General features: G+C 42.6%; 13 protein-coding genes. 2 read left to right on the top strand and 11 right to left on the bottom strand.

Annotated elements, in window-relative coordinates; all coding sequences use genetic code 11:
* Positions 1-58: 58 nt before the first annotated feature.
* From BIY29_RS06370 to BIY29_RS06350, 5 genes are read right to left on the bottom strand one after another with little or no spacing between them, the layout of a single operon-like run.
* The gene (locus BIY29_RS06370) at positions 59-967 is read right to left on the bottom strand and encodes a glycosyltransferase (protein WP_121574317.1); all 909 of its coding nucleotides are present in this window, start codon (positions 965-967) and stop codon (positions 59-61) included.
* 1 nt (position 968) lies between these two features.
* On the bottom strand, positions 969-2,093 hold the full coding sequence (locus BIY29_RS06365) for a glycosyltransferase family 4 protein (protein ID WP_121574316.1): 1,125 nt from the start codon (positions 2,091-2,093) through the stop codon (positions 969-971).
* Positions 2,090-3,382 carry a hypothetical protein gene (locus BIY29_RS06360; RefSeq protein ID WP_121574315.1) on the bottom strand — a complete coding sequence of 431 codons (1,293 nt, stop codon included), beginning with the start codon at positions 3,380-3,382 and terminating at the stop codon, positions 2,090-2,092. Before BIY29_RS06360 ends, BIY29_RS06365 begins: the two co-directional genes overlap by 4 nt.
* A 14-nt stretch (positions 3,383-3,396) precedes the next feature.
* The gene (locus BIY29_RS20805) at positions 3,397-4,065 is read right to left on the bottom strand and encodes an acyltransferase (protein ID WP_147437143.1); all 669 of its coding nucleotides are present in this window, start codon (positions 4,063-4,065) and stop codon (positions 3,397-3,399) included.
* A complete protein-coding gene (locus BIY29_RS06350) occupies positions 4,055-5,236 on the bottom strand; it encodes a glycosyltransferase (protein WP_121574313.1) in 1,182 nt (393 codons plus the stop codon). The genes BIY29_RS20805 and BIY29_RS06350 overlap by 11 nt, the downstream gene beginning before the upstream one ends.
* 200 nt (positions 5,237-5,436) lie before the next feature.
* Here BIY29_RS06350 and BIY29_RS06345 point away from each other — a divergent pair, with 200 nt between their 5' ends.
* A complete protein-coding gene (locus BIY29_RS06345) occupies positions 5,437-6,468 on the top strand; it encodes an IS630 family transposase (protein WP_121574312.1) in 1,032 nt (343 codons plus the stop codon).
* Positions 6,469-6,631: 163 nt separating this feature from the next.
* On the opposite strand, the gene wzc is transcribed toward BIY29_RS06345, so the two are convergent.
* The 4 genes from wzc to wecA form a co-directional block, all read right to left on the bottom strand.
* Positions 6,632-8,806, bottom strand: a complete 2,175-nt coding sequence (gene wzc / locus BIY29_RS06340) for a tyrosine-protein kinase Wzc (RefSeq protein ID WP_121574311.1) — start codon at positions 8,804-8,806, stop codon at positions 6,632-6,634.
* Between the two features lie 16 nt (positions 8,807-8,822).
* Entirely contained in the window at positions 8,823-9,257 is a 435-nt protein-coding gene (locus tag BIY29_RS06335) for an arsenate reductase/protein-tyrosine-phosphatase family protein (RefSeq protein ID WP_121574319.1), read from the bottom strand.
* 9 nt (positions 9,258-9,266) lie between these two features.
* Entirely contained in the window at positions 9,267-10,403 is a 1,137-nt protein-coding gene (locus BIY29_RS06330; RefSeq protein WP_121574310.1) for a polysaccharide export protein, read from the bottom strand.
* A gap of 126 nt (positions 10,404-10,529) precedes the next feature.
* Complete coding sequence (wecA, locus tag BIY29_RS06325; protein ID WP_121574309.1) at positions 10,530-11,627, bottom strand: UDP-N-acetylglucosamine--undecaprenyl-phosphate N-acetylglucosaminephosphotransferase; 1,098 nt, start codon at positions 11,625-11,627, stop codon at positions 10,530-10,532.
* Between the two features lie 800 nt (positions 11,628-12,427).
* Here wecA and BIY29_RS06320 point away from each other — a divergent pair.
* Positions 12,428-14,014: a TerC family protein gene (locus BIY29_RS06320; protein WP_121574308.1), complete on the top strand. Its 1,587-nt coding sequence runs from the start codon at positions 12,428-12,430 to the stop codon at positions 14,012-14,014.
* Between the two features lie 81 nt (positions 14,015-14,095).
* Here BIY29_RS06320 and asmA read toward each other — a convergent pair whose 3' ends face one another.
* Complete coding sequence (gene asmA / locus BIY29_RS06315) at positions 14,096-15,925, bottom strand: outer membrane assembly protein AsmA (RefSeq protein ID WP_121574307.1); 1,830 nt, start codon at positions 15,923-15,925, stop codon at positions 14,096-14,098.
* Positions 15,926-15,960: 35 nt separating this feature from the next.
* Entirely contained in the window at positions 15,961-16,542 is a 582-nt protein-coding gene (dcd, locus tag BIY29_RS06310; protein WP_121574306.1) for a dCTP deaminase, read from the bottom strand.
* Positions 16,543-16,572: the final 30 nt, after the last annotated feature.

The following is a 16,572-nucleotide window of genomic DNA, read 5'->3' as shown; positions in this document are numbered from 1 at the left end:
AGTATAGACTGAAGCCCCTTGATTTGGTTTCATTATTATTTCTCTTAGGAGATAAAATTTATTTCCAAAATCCTTTATGCATACTTAGTTTTTTTACGAAACCAGCAGGTAAAAGAGTATAGTTCTGCCCTAGTTTATATCCGATGATTTTCATGAAATTATGCAGGCATGCCCTGACAATCCATGTGGGGTTAGTTTTCATTAAGAATTTAAACTCTGAAATTAAAAATTTTTTTCCTTCACCTCCAGCCCCACCAAAATTATCTCTGATCCACCTTTCATCATGATGAAAAACACCTATATCAAAATATCTCTTAAATTCTTCAAGTGGGGAATAATTATGAGAGTGCTTTACACATGCGTTAGCAAGGTAAGCAATCTTATAGTCGGCTAAAACAGCTTTAGCCGCAAAGTACATGTCCTCACTTAAAATTGTATTTGCCGGGAAACCACCGATATCTCTGAAAACGTCAGTTCTATATGCAGAAAAAGAATTTGAGGTAAATACAGTTTTTATTCCATACTGGTACTTCTTGCTTTTATCTGTAAGAAAGTCTTCTGTACTATAGTTGAAATTTCTTGCATGTATAGCAAGCGGATTTGCATCATCATGAGGTAATTGTCTACCGTAAGCCAAAGCCACTTGCGGATCATCAAAGGCGCGTATAATATTTATTATACAATTGGGGCCGGGAATAGCATCCTGAGTTAAGAAAATAATAATGTTACAATCACCTGCTATTTGCACTCCTTTATTACGAGTGCTTCCATGGTTAAACTCTTCTTTTGGAATTTTTATTGTAGTAAAATTCATCATTTCGCTGTACTGTACGGTGTCATCACTGCTTGATGAATCAATTATTATAATATCATCAACATATTTCTTCTGCTGACTCAACTCTTTTGCAACTACCTTCCACAATACCCCACCATTATATGTAGGTATGACGATTTTTACTTTTTCCAATTCAACCTCTTTTATCTATTTCAAAGATAGTTTTAAGCCCAAAAATTAAATGTTCTGCAGCTTTATTCCACGTAAATGATTCAGAAATAAATTTATATTGTTCAAGATTATCTGTTTCTTTCAACAAAAGAGACGATATCAATGAAAATGCATTTTCAATTTCTGTTGGGTTAAGATAATTTACTCTCTGTCCCAAGTATGAGTTAGTATACCCGTTAGAAGATGAAATAACATGGCATCCATAGGCATAAGCTTCAAGGTCAACTAAAGAAGCGACTTCAAACCAGCTAGCTGAAAGGCTTACTTTTGATCTTGAATATAGTTCGACCATTTCCCTTGAATTTACTTTTCCTAAATATTTTAAATTATCAGTTTCATCAATGACTTTTTGAAATTGCTCACAATATTTTTTAGAGTTTTGATTTAACGCACCAACGAATGACACATTACAATTTAAATTAGCTAATGATTTAGCTATGGCCAGCGCATTTTTCCTGGGTTCAATTCTACCTGCGACGAGAACGTCGATATCTCTCTTGTTCCAGGGGTAATTACCTATTTCTGCCAGATCAACTCCGTTATGAACAATAAAAAAATCATGTAAGGAAACCGAGAAATCTTTTTCTATACTTTCCCTCTCTTTTTCTGCAATGGTAATAAGCGCAGCGCTATTATTTATGATTTTTTTGATAGCCAAAGGATAATTTATAAAAAACTGCCTTATCGCAGGGAAAAGTAATTTTTTGTCTTTAATCCCCCTGATAATATTTTTTAATTTTTCTCTTTTTAAATTATTTGACAATAATTTAAAAGGAGTATACAGCAATCCTTCTCTGACATTTTTTTCATAATATTCGATATAGGAAAAATCATGATGAATAGACAAAATAAAGGTTTTATTCTCTAATCCTTTTAACGCTAGCTTTCTATAATACTCAACTAACTCCAGCGGCCGATCTAAATTCGCTATGATATAACAGTCAAAATCATCAGGAATGTTCATATCATTATAAATGACACCTTTATGATTTTTGGTATTTAAGTACTTTACGTACATTTCCAACTGATATGTATCGCCACCATATTTATTAAAAGCATCCACTCTTGTTAAAAAAGCAATTTTCATATTTTATCTCTATACTCTTCACGATGAGAATTGTCATCTTTCTCTTTCAGGTATACTCCATAGTAAATCCATAAAAGAAGCATAGCTTTCTGAGTAACAAAAATATCAATGAACAGAGCGGTAATCATAAGGATATATAAATAATTTCTAATGATTTTATCTTTAGTTTCCCTCAAAAAAGTTATCAAGAAAAAGCAATAAAGTATTAACCCCACGAATCCATTTTCTGCGAAGAGACGAGTATAATTCCCATCGACAGCCTTGCCCGCAAAAGAGGCTCCAAGTCCAAAAATAAACGAATCCAGACTATTGCAAGTTGTTTTTATCAACATAGCCCAGCGGGTAAACCTTATATATGCACTAAGGTCACCATCATTCATCATTATCTCATTTAATCCATCGCCATAGGTATAATCAAAATAAACATCTTTATTTTCAGCGACTTTACCAGTCGAATAAATGTCTTTAATTTTATTTAACGTACTAGCATCAAAGAACGATTCTATTCTGTTATAAACCTCTGGTATTTTAAATGTCGCATTAGAATACCCTGTCGTCAGATATAAAACATACATATTAGCTAGTAATATAGCACCAAGAAAAGAAACAAAGACGTATTTATTTTTTAATAATGATATCGTCTTTTTAAAATTACCAGCCAGAAAAACTAAAAGGGTTCCTGCTAGCGTAATTCTGGACTGCGTTAATATAAGTATAAAAAATGATAACGCAGATCTAACTACATATCTATTTTCAAAAAAATAGCAAGACAAAAAGGCGGAAACGGCGGCCAACTCCCAAGGCCCACCAGTATTAGCAATCGCACGGTCAAAAGAGAAGCTAGTCAGACCGCCGATTAGACCATTCATTTGGGCCAATACTAAGGCAATACAATAATAAACATATACCGTAAGTATTTTTTTGAAGCTATACCCATAACGAGCAATTTCATATCCAACAAAAACGTACAGAAGATATTCAAACGGTCTTATTGAAAACAAAACCCCCGACAATAATTCTATATTGTTGCCTATATAGTTGTATATTGTAGAAAAAATACAGAATGAAATATATAGTAAAAAAATGAATATTGGTTTTTTCTTAAATACAGCAATTAATTTGTTTTTCTTAAAGAAATAACATAGTATAAAAACAAGTAAAAGAACATCATCAATTCTAATACTAGATAATACTCCTCCAGAATCTGAACCATCTATGCTACCCGATAGTGAAAGCTTAAATCCAAATAAGGCATAAATAAACACCAGTAATACAAATTTTTTATACATAATTATGCTATTCTTTATTTTCTATGCTTGATAATCCTTGCTGGATTTCCAACAGATACTGTATTATCAGGGATATCTTTGGTTACAACACTTCCAGCACCAATTACAACGCCATCGCCGATGGTTACGCCATCAAGAATTATTACATTATTACCGATCCAGCAATCATCACCAATGTTAATCCCTTTTCTGGTGACTCCCTGTAGGAAAATATTACTGTCACCTTCGAATTTATGATTTTCGGCAATGAAGCTAACACCAGCACCGATTTGGCATCTTTTCCCTATTTTTAATTCAGCGGCAGCGCCTAAATTACAACGGGGGCCAATATATGTCTCATCACCGATAAAGATCCCTTCCCCCATCTCCGAGTTGTTACTCGTGATTTGCAACCATGCAAACTCTCGTATAGTGACTCTTCGGCCCAAATTAACCCCTTTTTTGCTCAGGCAGTTTATATATGAAAAATCGCCAATATAACAAAATGGTTTTGAGTTGATATGGTTCGCATGAATTATGCGAGTTTTTTTTCCACAGAAGAAAGGAAATGCGATCTTTTTATTTAGCAAACAACAAGCCAATCCTCTTAATAGAGGTGTCCCGCCTTTTCTAAGGATAAATTCAAAATAATCTCTATAACTTAGTCCATTCCTTTTTATTTTTTTTAAAATTCTACTTTCCATTATCTATTCCTTTATATACAGCCAAATATTTAGAGGCACAGTTTTCTAATGAAAAGCACGAAAGATCCGTCTTCAGGGATGTCTTGGGCATTTTTGCAATTTTTTTCATCGCCTCTGCATAATCCCGGTTTCTGCAAATTAAGCCATTCACTCCAGGTAATATTTGCTCCGGTAATCCCCCCTTATCCGAGACGATAACAGCTTTCCCCATAAATATCGATTCCATTGCAACGCGGCCAAACGGCTCATTGTACCTGGATGGTACTATTACACAATCGACTTTTTTATAAAATTCTATGCTATCGACAACACCTAAAAAAATCACATCATCACAATCTTTAATTAAATTCCCTAAATCTGGATATTTATCGAGGAACTCTTTTTTTAAAACGCCAGCGATAACAATTTTATAGTTTTCATTTCTTATTTTTAGAAATCCCCGGACCAAATCATCTAGTCCTTTTTCTTCTGAAAATCGCCCAATATAGCCAAATATCCTTATTTTATTTTCTAATTCACATTTTGTTTCTGGTATATATTTGGTGTTATCAAAGCCATTATATATTACGCTTTTTTTCTGTTTTTGAAAAAAACCACAAGCCAAATGATAATCCATCATAAATTTGCTATTAAATACAACATGATTAATAGACTTACTACAAACCAACTTATTCATTCTTCTTATTTTGTTTTTCAGTGTATTATGATTTTCATTTATATCACGGTACCAAGAACCACTATCTAACAAATAATAATCTCTGGTTGTATGAATAACACGAAACCCAAAAAACCTTAAAAAAGGGAAAATCCATGGAGATGCCCCTTTTACATTATTTGTATGTACTATATCAAAACCATTTTTTTTTAACCAAAAGCATAAAAAGAGCACCATTGGTATGTTACAAACGTCAATCAAGTTCCACACTACTTTCTTCAAAAAACTTTTCTTTTTTTTATCAGTAGGGAAATAAATATTTAACAATGGCAGTTTGAATATATTAACATTTCTATATTTTATTTTTTTTATTCCTGATTTGAAATTTTGCAAAGCGACGATAGATACATCCTCCCCAGCAGAAACCAATTTCTCCGCCAGCTCAAGACAGGATATTTCACTACCGCCCGACATTTCAGGATAAGAGTTTAAATTATAAATCGCTATCTTATTCATGGCACCTATTCTTTTTAAACAACAGCGAAAGATATATAAATACTATTAAACATTTTAACTCAAATGACCAGGAACACAAAGTAATGTTAAAGTTAATCTAAATAGCTGTTCCAAATAGTAGATCACCAGAAGGGAACTCAGTCCGAATTGAGCGATCTGATCAATCGCCAAAAAGAACACATCACCAACCGGACTGAGCAATGCCGATCATAGCACCGATACCCCGAACCGAACGACACCAGATGCAGAAAGCCATTCATAAAACACGCGATAAACAGCATGCTCGCTGGCTAACAGCCATGCTGATGCTGCACCGGGGCGACACTGTTAGTGATGTCGCCAGAACGCTTTGCTGTGCTCGTTCATCGCTGGGACGTTGGATACACTGGTTTACGCTTTATGGTGCTGAAGGTCTGAAATCATTGCCTCCGGGTCGGGCAAGACGCTGGCTGTTTGAGCATATCTGTTCACTCTTGTGCCAGCTTGTTAAGCACACGCCTGAGCGTTTTGGTTATCAGCGTTCCCGCTGGAGTACAGAGCTATTAACAATAAAAATCAATGAAATAACCGGATGTCAGTTACATGCTTCAACCGTGCGTCGCTGGCTTCCCGCTGCCGGGCTGGTGTGGAGAAGAGCAGCCCCTACACTGCGTATTCGTAATCCACATAAAGAAGAGAAAATGGCAGCCATTAATGAAGCGCTTGCCCGGTGCGATCTTGAAAACCCGGTATTTTACGAGGATGAAGTGGATATCCATCTCAATCCTAAAATCGGTGCTGACTGGCAACTCCGGGGGCAGCAGAAACGCGTTGTCACACCCGGTCAAAATGAAAAATATTATCTGGCTGGAGCCTTGCACAGCGGTACCGGGAAAGTCATTTATGTGGGCGGTAGCAGCAAGGGTTCATCGTTATTTATCGAGTTGTTGAAACATCTAAAGAGCCGATACCGACGAGCAAAAACCATCACAGTGATTGTCGATAATTACATCATTCACAAGAGTCATGAAACGCTATGCTGGTTGAAAAACAACCCGAAGTTCAGCGTAATTTACCAGCCAGCCTATTCGCCATGGGTGAACCACGTTGAACGGCTATGGCAGGCGCTACATGACACGATAACCCGGAACCACTGTTGTCGCTCCATGTGGCAGTTGCTGAACAAAGTACGCCACTTTATGCAGACGGTAAGCCCATTCCCCGGAGGGAAACATGGTCTGGCTAAAGTGTAGCGGTAATAGGATCAGCTATTTAGCAGATCAGTCATATAATCAGGTAGCGCAGATAAATTCATCAATCATGGTAGAAGCCAAACGAAGTTAATTTTTTATATATTAACTTTGGTCTGGCTCTCAAACTTATTTATATCTTTGATAGCATCTCATACGTTAACAATTATTCTTTCCCTTTATACTCATATGTATAATAGTTATAGTTGCCATAACCATAGTAACTGGCAGCACGTTTAACTATAGCATTAAGGATGACGCCTTTAATTTCTGTTCCATTCTGCTCAAAGCGACGAATACTTACCTCAATTTCTTTTAGCGTATTTTCTTCAAAACGCGCCACCAATAGCGATGTCCCGGCATGGCGGCTGATAATGGCCGCATCGGTTACCGCTAGAATCGGAGGAGTATCCAACAATACCAGATCGTAATGCTCACCAGCCCAAGTTATAAACTCGGCAAAGCGACTATGCATCAACAATTCGGAAGGATTGGGCGGCACTTGCCCGCGAGGAATAAAATGCATATTTTCCAGCGCCGTATTGTGCACGCTTTTTTCTGCGCTGCACTGAGCGGATAAAATATCCGAAAGGCCTTCGTTACTGTGAGTGCCCATCAGTTCATGGGCATACCCTTTACGCATATCGCAGTCGACAATCAGCACCCGCTGCCCGGCCTGCGCAATCACAGCCCCCAGGTTGGCGCTGATAAAGGTTTTACCAATCGCCGGACTGGCGCCGGAAATCATCAATACGTTGTTTTTCGCCTCCATCATGGCGAAATGCAGACTGGTACGTAAACTGCGGATTGCTTCAATAGCCAAATCCATTGGGTTACCGACAGCTAATAGCTCGTTAGAGCGCGTATTGGTTTTCTTACTTTTATTGCGGGTAAATAATTCCTTATCTTTCTTTTGCTGCCATTCGGAAAGCGGCACACTGGCATAAACATTAATACCCAATTCTTCTAACTGTTCCGGGCTTTCAATTCCTTTATGCAACATCGTCTTGATGATAACAAACACAGTGGAAAGTACCGCACCAAGAATCAGACTTAATAATATAATTAGTGTTTTTTTAGGCTTAACCGGTTTCAGCTGCGTAACGGCAGAGTCGATAATACGCACATTTCCCACCGTACTAGCCTTATTAATACTAAGCTCTTGCTGTTTATTAAGCAGTTGCATATACACTTCTTGCCCGGCTTCAACATCCCGCGTTAAGCGTAGTATTTCCTGCTGGGTTTTAGGCATCCCGCCCACTCGCTTATTCAGCTTATCCCTTTCCTGTTCCAGCGTGACGCGTTTCTCCATTAAAGCGCGATAGGCCGGGTGCTCTTTGGTATACAGCTTGGAGATTTCCGCTTCTTTAAAGGTCAGTTCATTAAGCTGCGATTCTACCGATACCATGGTATCCAGCACGGCTTTGGCCTCAAGTGACAAATCAACCGAGTCGTTTTGCTGGCGATATTTATTAAGCTTATTTTCTGCGTCGTTTAGTGAATCACGCACAAACGGTAGTTGCTCTTTTAAAAACTCCAGACTTTTCCCGGCTTCTTCCGATTTGCGCTCAACGTTTTGCTGCAAATAGTTTTTGCTAATGCTATTTAATATTTTACTGACTTTGGCCGGTTCTTCCCCTTCCAGACTAAGCTGCAACACGCCGGTATCTTTCCCGCTATCTTCCACTGAAAAATCATTAAGCAGTGCATTAATCGCGGTGAGCACATTTAGCTTTTTTAAGCGGAAAACCGTGCCATCCTTTGCTGCAATATCACTGACCAATAGCGAAAGTCCGTTCTGTTTTTCCAACTGACCGACCGTACCGGTAAAACTGACGATATCGCTGGCGGTTACCTGATAAGTGGTGCTGCTTAATACCGTTAATTCAATTTTTTCATCCTGCCAGGAATCGGGCACCTCCAGGCGAGAAACCGCGATTTCCCCCGGTTCTTTATTTAGAATTCGTGCAAAGCCTTTACCTACAACAGGGAAATATTTTTGCTCAACCACCGTATCCAGAGAAAGATCGCGGATAGTCTTACCAATCACCATCCGGGATTTGATCAGTTCAATTTCTGCATCGGATTGAGGCTTAGCCTCCGGCAGTATGCTGGAGATATCACTCAACAGTTTATTACCGGAGTTCTGCTCCACCTGAATTAACGCATCCGCTTTATAGATTGGCGTGGCCAAGGTGGCATATAAAATCCCGACAATCGTAAATAGCACGGTAACACCAATAATCAACCATTTATTGTCCAGCAATGTTCCCAATAAACGCCCTAAATCAATCTCATCTGAATTGGTTTCAGATGCTTTTACTGAAATTTTCTCTGCCATGGGTTTCCCTGACTGGTTAACGGCTTAATGCTTGCGCCCATTTCCGGGCAGACTGCTCAAGTTGCGAATAGACGAATTCAAATGCTTCGCGGCTTTTGCGGTAGGGGTCGGCAATTTCCTGCTGATTCAACCAGTGTCCGAACAGCATGGTTTTGCCGCGCACCTCGGGGGCAATACGGCACACCTCATCAATATGACCTTTTTCCATCACCAGAATCAGATCGTACTGACGGCATAAAGCGGAGGTGAGTTGTTGCGCGCTATGCCCTTCAAGTGAAAGACCATACTGGCTTGCCACTTCAGTTGCAGTGGCATCTGCCGGTTTTCCTACCAAGGCCCCTAATCCGGCCGAAGCAATCTGTTTTGCGGGTAATGCCTGTTTTAGCAACCGCTCCCCGGTTGGGGAACGGCAGATATTGCCCACGCAAACCACTAAAATAGAATCAAACATCATTTATCTCTATGGCCAGTTACGAATGCGCAATGTGCCTTCGGTCAAGTCGTTAAAGCCGGAGATGGTCGGTACAATCTGGCTGATAACTCGGTTCCAGCGCGCCAGCGGCGCCGTAGTCACATAAACGATATCGTAAGGCTGAAGATGAAACTCCGTGCCCATTACCATTGCCGTAGCATCAGCCATATTGAGCTGATAAATATTAGCCAGCTTTTTACCCTCCGTGCCGCGTAAAGAGCGAATGACAAAAATCCCGCTCGCATCGGACACAGACTGAGATATTCCTTCGGCATTACCCAACGCCTCGGTCAGCGTCATACCGCTGCGGTCCATTTTCAGCGTAGCCTGTTTGGTTACTTCCCCCATCACAAACACTTTCAGGTCATCGTTACGGGGAATATAAAGAATATCGCCGGGATACAGCAGACGGTTTTGCGACAGATCGCCATTTTGCATCAGCGCCTGCAGGGAGATAAGCTGCTCTTTGCCGTTATGGGTCAGCACAATATTGCGCCAGTCGGCATTTTCCGTTAACCCGCCAGCTTTATTAACCGCATCCAGCACCGTCAACGGCACATTGGTAATTTCCTGCTGGCCTGAAGTAGTCACTTCCCCCGTCACATACGCTTTTTGCGAGCGGAAAGCGGCGATGCTGACATCTACCTGCGGGGATTCAATATACTGGGCCAGGCGCCCCATAATCTCATCACGCACCTGCGTCACCGTTTTACCGACAACTTTTACCTTGCCGATATACGGATAGAAAATGGTGCCATCAGAGTGAACCCAGTTACCGGTATCCGCTGCGGTACGGTAAGTCCCCGCCGGGGTGGTTAACTCCGGGTGATCCCATACGGTAACCATAATCACATCGCCAATGCCGATACGGTACTCGTAGCGCTGCAATTCTTGATCAAGCTGTGGATTGGTCTGCGCCACCAGCGGTTTAGGGCGCATTTTATCCACCAGAGACGGGGTCAGCGGATAGACATTGACCAGTTTATCAATGTCAAAATCAGCATCCTGTTGCTTAAAAACTTCTTTACCGCTAGTAGAAAGGTGGGAACCGGGAACAATGGTACAGCCACTCAGCAAGACAGTGGATACCATTAGCGGTATCAACTTCAGTTTATGGTTTATCATCCTGTTTATGCCATCACTTTCAATAAGTTATGATAATATACGTATCAAATCCCTACAAAAACCATTCATTATAGAGAATAAAAGTTGTCTTAATACAATAAATTTGAGTGTAAAAAAACTAGTAATTCATTTATTTAATGCATGTGATCCGCTTACTTTGCCAACCAGTGTAGCCTGATTTTCTCCCTGATTACCCCTACGAATTACTGTCAGAATGTGACATATGCGACTGTTCGACCAGAAATAACCAACAAACATGACGATAAACGCGTTCAGCATTATAGATTCCGCCACACCTGCACGCTCGGCAACAATAGCAATCGCCGCTAAGAATAGTGCAAAACCGGTGATTACAACCAAAGCCTGACGAGGTTTTAATCCGCCCCGTATCAGAATATGGTGCAGATGTTCCCGATCAGGACGGAAAGGACTATGCCCACGAAGAATGCGTCGCACCATAATAGTCGTCATATCCATCAGCGGAATGGCTATCAACCACAATGCGGTTACCGGGTTAATAATCGCCTCTTCCCCCTGAGTCGCCAGGATCAGTAACCAGATTACGGTAAAACCTATCAGTGTGCTGCCTGCGTCACCCATAAAAACTTTAAATTTCTGCCCCAGCGGTATGCCAAGGTTTAACATAATATAAGGAATAAGCACAATCAGCAGACACAGGCTCCACTGGGCAAGCTCAGTTTTGCCGCCCAGCCAGAACAACACGGCCAGCGCTCCGAAAGTCACTGTGGACAGTGAACCTAGCAAGCCATCAATGCCGTCTACCATATTGAAAGCATTGATGGCTCCCCATACGGCAAATAGTGTCACAATATAGCCAAACAGCCCTAAAGCGACTTCATGACCAAAGAAAATGTTACCCAGGGTGGACAGATGGAGGCCGAAATACATCATCAGCACCGCTACCATAGCCTGTAGGACGACACGGGGGAAAACGGGAAGATCAAAGCGATCATCCAGTACACCAACCACCAGCAGCACGCTGGCACAGATCATATAGACGGAGAATTCGGGTAACCATTCAGGATGGAACGCATACAAAATCCATAGCGCCAGGTAGATAGAAATGCCGCCAACATACGGAATGTGTCCATGATGGTGTTTGCGTGCATTGGGCTTGTCCACTAACCCAACTTTTATCGCCGCTTTTCTTGCCAAGAAAAGCGCAATGAATGCACTTATAAAGATAACCGTAAATTCCTGCATTTTCGCACCATCATCAACCGTTATGAGTATGTAGCATCAGACACGCTACCGCCCTTGGCTTATAGCAACCAATGCGCTGTCGAAGTACGGAACACCATCCTGCTGGCTTAGACTTTGGGATCTTCAATCACACTCACTATGTGATATTTATGGCGGGCTATCCTGCTCGCCCCCTGCGGGCCGACACTGCGTAACGTTAAAAAACGCGCCCGGCGTTTTTTATGTTTACTCCGGCTTAAACTAGAACTAACAAAAAATTAACAACCATTTTTTTGTTAAAAAAGTGATCTTTACTACAAAAACTGAATTTTGCACACTCATAGTATTGACGAGTAATTGCAGAGCACAAGGATAAGATGTTTTAAGAGGAGTTTTTCGGAATAAGACTACGTTCATCCATAACTATGCGGCCTCCATTAGAATAAAAAACCAACTTAAGAGTAAAAATCAGTATGTTTTAATAAGAATTTTATTAAAGATGACAGTCTGTAATCATATACAGCTATCCAGACGTATTCTATTCACCGTATGCCAACACTTCAAACATTTCGCGCTGTAACATGGTCATAAAGCTAAAAAATCATATATAAGCGTGATTTTTAATCAGTTTTTATAGCTATCATTCGTTACAGCGGACTCGCATAGTTTGAATGAGTCTCATCCGTAAATAAGTTGTTTAATCACCACTCGCTTACAACAGTTTTTATTAACTGCTACAAATACCCACAAATTCTGGTTCATCTGCGTTTGCCCTGATACGCTAGCAAACGTCATATTCAGATAAAGGTGAAATAACAGGTATGGAGTGGATCGCAGATCCAACGATATGGGCTGGTTTGGCCACACTCGTCGTACTGGAACTGGTGCTGGGAATCGACAATCTCGTCTTTATTGCCATTCTGGCTGAAAAATTACCTAAACAACAAAGAGATAAAGCCAGAGTGGTTGGTCTGCTACTGGCACTGGTAATGCGGCTGATGTTGTTATCGTCGATTTCCTGGCTCGCATCCCTGACTACCCCCCTTTTCGCTCTGCTCGGACATTCATTCAGCGCACGTGACGTCATTATGCTGATTGGCGGCATGTTCCTGCTGTTTAAAGCAACGATGGAACTCAACGAGCGGTTGGAAGGCAAAGATCAAGAACAGCAAGCACAGCGTAAAGGCGCACGTTTTTGGCCCGTAGTTGCGCAAATCGTCGTGCTGGATGCCATTTTCTCGCTCGATTCAGTTATCACCGCCGTCGGCATGACAGACCACTTATTAGTGATGATGTCTGCGGTGACGATTGCCATCTTCCTGATGCTACTAGCCAGCAAACCGCTAACTCGCTTTGTCAACGAGCATCCGACCATTGTTATTTTATGTCTAAGCTTTCTGTTGATGATTGGTTTCAGTCTGGTCGCGGATGCGTTTGGTTATCATATTCCCAAAGGTTATCTGTACGCTGCGATTGGCTTTTCGGTACTCATTGAGTTGTTGAATCAGGTATCACAATTTAACCGCCGACGTTTTCTTTCCTCTTCCATTCCCTTGCGTCAACGCACCGCTGAAGTCGTTCTGCGTATTTTGCGGGGAAATCATGATGAGGCTGAACTGGACAACCAAACATCATCAATGATTGCGGATAATGCGCACACCGGTCAGGAAGTTTTCAACCAGCAGGAGCGCCGCATGATAGAACGCGTTCTTGGTATGGCACAGCGAACCATCAGCAGTATTATGACCTCCCGTCATGACATTGACCCGGTTGAACTGAATATCTCGCAGGCCGAATTAGCGCAAATATTAAAAACCAATCAGCATACCCGGCTGGTCACTATCGACAGTGGGATCTCTGATGAGCTATTGGGAATTGTGAATGTCACCGATCTGTTACAGCAACAGCTAAACCATGAACCTTTTGACCTGCGTATTCTGGTTCGTCAGCCCCTGGTTTTTCCCGAACAGCTTTCTCTGTTACTGGCCCTTGAGCAATTCAGGGAAGCACAGACCCATGTTGCGTTTGTCGTTGATGAGTTTGGTTCGGTGGAAGGTATTGTCACATTAAGCGATGTGATGGAAACCATTGCTGGCAACCTGCCACTGGCAGGCGAGGAGCTGGACGCCCGCCATGATATTCAGCAGAATGAGGACGGCAGTTGGACAGCAAACGGCTATATTCCTCTGGAAGATTTGACCATGCATATACCTCTCACGCTGGATGAAAAGCGGGAATACTATACGCTGGCAGGCTTACTGATGGAGCACTCGCAACGGATCCCACAGGCCGGAGATACGTTATCTTTTGATGGTTACCAGTTCACAATCTTAACGGTAGAAAGCCATCGCATTATGAAGGTGCTGATCACACCAGATAACGATCAGCCGTCTGATTTTGAGGTCTGATGATAATAAACGTTCAGATCGTTTCAATATCAAGAAAATCCCGGCCTGGTATCAAGATGATTTATCTTTTTGATTCCCAGGCTACTGGTCAAGAAAGCGTTTTAAATCCTTACCTTCCTGCTTTTGTTGATTTTTATCAGCCCATTCGTTTAAACGCTTTTTCATTTCGCTCTGCAAGCGCTTACGCAATAGCTGCTCCACTTGCAACTGATAATTCAACTTGTCCCATGAACCATAAATCCGTAACGGTATCGCGGTATTTTTCAGCACCTCAATCAACTGCGCATCACCCTGCCAACCATTGGTAATCCACACGTTCAAATTGGTATCACAGGTTCTGACGAGCAGGTCAATCTGCCCGGCGCCAGTAAGCGTCAGTAATTCAGAGCTACCGATTAGATCACTTATCCGCAGCTTGCCCGCATTCAACTGAATGTTTCCGGTTAATTGCCGAACTTCGGTATAGTGTTCGTAGCGTTCCTGCCCTCGTACACTATTGTTACTGCGCACAACAGCCATCTGCACCATCTGTTGAATATTCAACCCCTGCAAACGCAGGTTGGTGGCGTTCAGTGCCGCTTCCCCCTGCCACTGCTGCGTCATGGCTGGCTGAGTAAAGGCGTTACCGCCGAACTTACCGGTCATAGAGAACTTACCGCTCAGGTTTTCAGGCAAGGCAAACGCTGCCGTCAGTTGAGAAATCTCGACATCGTGGATTTCAGGCTGAAAAGTAATAGCAGGAGAGGCATTGACATCTCTCTTTCCGGGCAGAGAAAAACGCCCGTCGCCCAGTTTGCCGCTTAACGTGGTAATATCCAGCAGCCCCTGCTGATTGGTAGCCTGAATAGTAAACTGGTTAATATTAAGCCCGCGATAGAACAACGTTTCAGCCTGCAATGACAAACGCGCCGTAAATCCCCCCAAGCCGCCCTCACCGTTGTTTAGCATCCTTTCTTCTGCGGAGATGACCGGTTTCCCAGCTTTAACCTGAGCGGCTAAAGAACCACGTTCCGCCGTATTGATACCGAGCAGCGAATCCAAATCGAGTTTGTCAGATTTCAAATCCACCACATAGGCCGGAATATCGCCAAGCGTAGCACTACCGCTTCCCGTCAGTTGGCTCTCATTGGCACTCAACGCCAAATGGCTTACGGTGATTTTTTCCGGCCGTTGCTGATAACTGGCTTGCAAACTGCCCTTGCCAATAATGCCACCGGCTGGAATATCCGCTCCCTGAATCTGGTAATCCAACTTCTCAATATTCACATTTACCTGCTGCGGAAAATGCAGCGTATCCATGTCAGCTGACAGAGAAAAAACAATGTCCCGCTGATCGCGATTGACGCGACTGGACAGTTCAATACTCACCTGACGATTACCATCCTGCTGCATCAATAAATTAATATCGCGGACGTTTATCTGTTCATTGTCGTTACGTTGCAGAATCAGCAAACTGTCTGCGATCTTTAATTTATCAATATCCAACTGCCAGCCTCGCTCTTCAGCGGGGGCCGGTGATCCTGGCGGGGCGATGGGGGCATCAGTGGTTTGTTTAACTTCGCTTTCCGGCGTCAGCCGAATGACCGCGCCTTTCAGCATGACTTGCTTAACCGCGAGTTTATGAGAAAGAAGCGGCCAAAGTTTAACATCCAGACGCATGTTTTCCGCGCTGACCAGCGGTGCGGTTGAGCCTGGTGCGTTTAGCGACATACCGCCAGACAAAATACTGAGTTGCGGCCAGACATGCCAGCGCAGATCACCATCCAGCCGTAGCTGATAGCCGCTTCGCTCCTCGACTTGCCTAACCATGTAAGCGCGAAAATCATTGGGATTAACCAGCATGACCAGCGCCGTCATTCCTGCAACCAGCACAACAAGCAAAATTGCCAGTGTTGTCAGAAATCTTCTCATGCCATCCTCATTGTTATTCGCCTTACCGCAATCAATCAGTCTTCGTCGATCCGGCTTGCCACAGCACCTTGCTGGTCTTTATATTTGGCATCCTGACGGCGGTTATAAGGGCGGGCAGCCGGACCGGAAAGCGGTTCAAAACTCAGCGCGCCAATCATCATGCCGGGACGCAATGCCAACGGCAACTTACCTGAATTATAGAACTCCAGCACAATTCTTCCTTGCCAACCTGGATCGATACGGTGTGCTGTCACGTGAACCATCAACCCTAAACGCGCCAGGGAGGAACGTCCGTCAAGCCAGCCAACCAGATTATCCGGCAATGTTACTGACTCCAGCGTTACCGCCAGCGCCAGTTCTCCTGGGTGCAGAAAGAAGGCTTCGCCTTCCGGCAGGTTGATTTCATCACTCATCACGCGATCCAACGCCGCGCTGACTTCATCTTTCGGGCCACTTAAATCGATAAAGGCCGCAGTGTGCCCTCTGAAAACCCGGAACTGATTCCCTAAACGAACATCAACGGTCGCGCCATTAATTCTTTCTGTTGGCGGACGGGGTGTAATGACCAACCGGCCATCATCCAACCAGACCTCGATATCACGATCACACAGTCTCATTTTTTTCTCCACTCAACATCGGTATTGGGT

This window comes from Brenneria alni (genome assembly GCF_003666245.1).
GTDB classification, from domain to species: domain Bacteria; phylum Pseudomonadota; class Gammaproteobacteria; order Enterobacterales; family Enterobacteriaceae; genus Brenneria; species Brenneria alni.
This window is presented reverse-complemented; position numbering and strand designations above follow the sequence as displayed.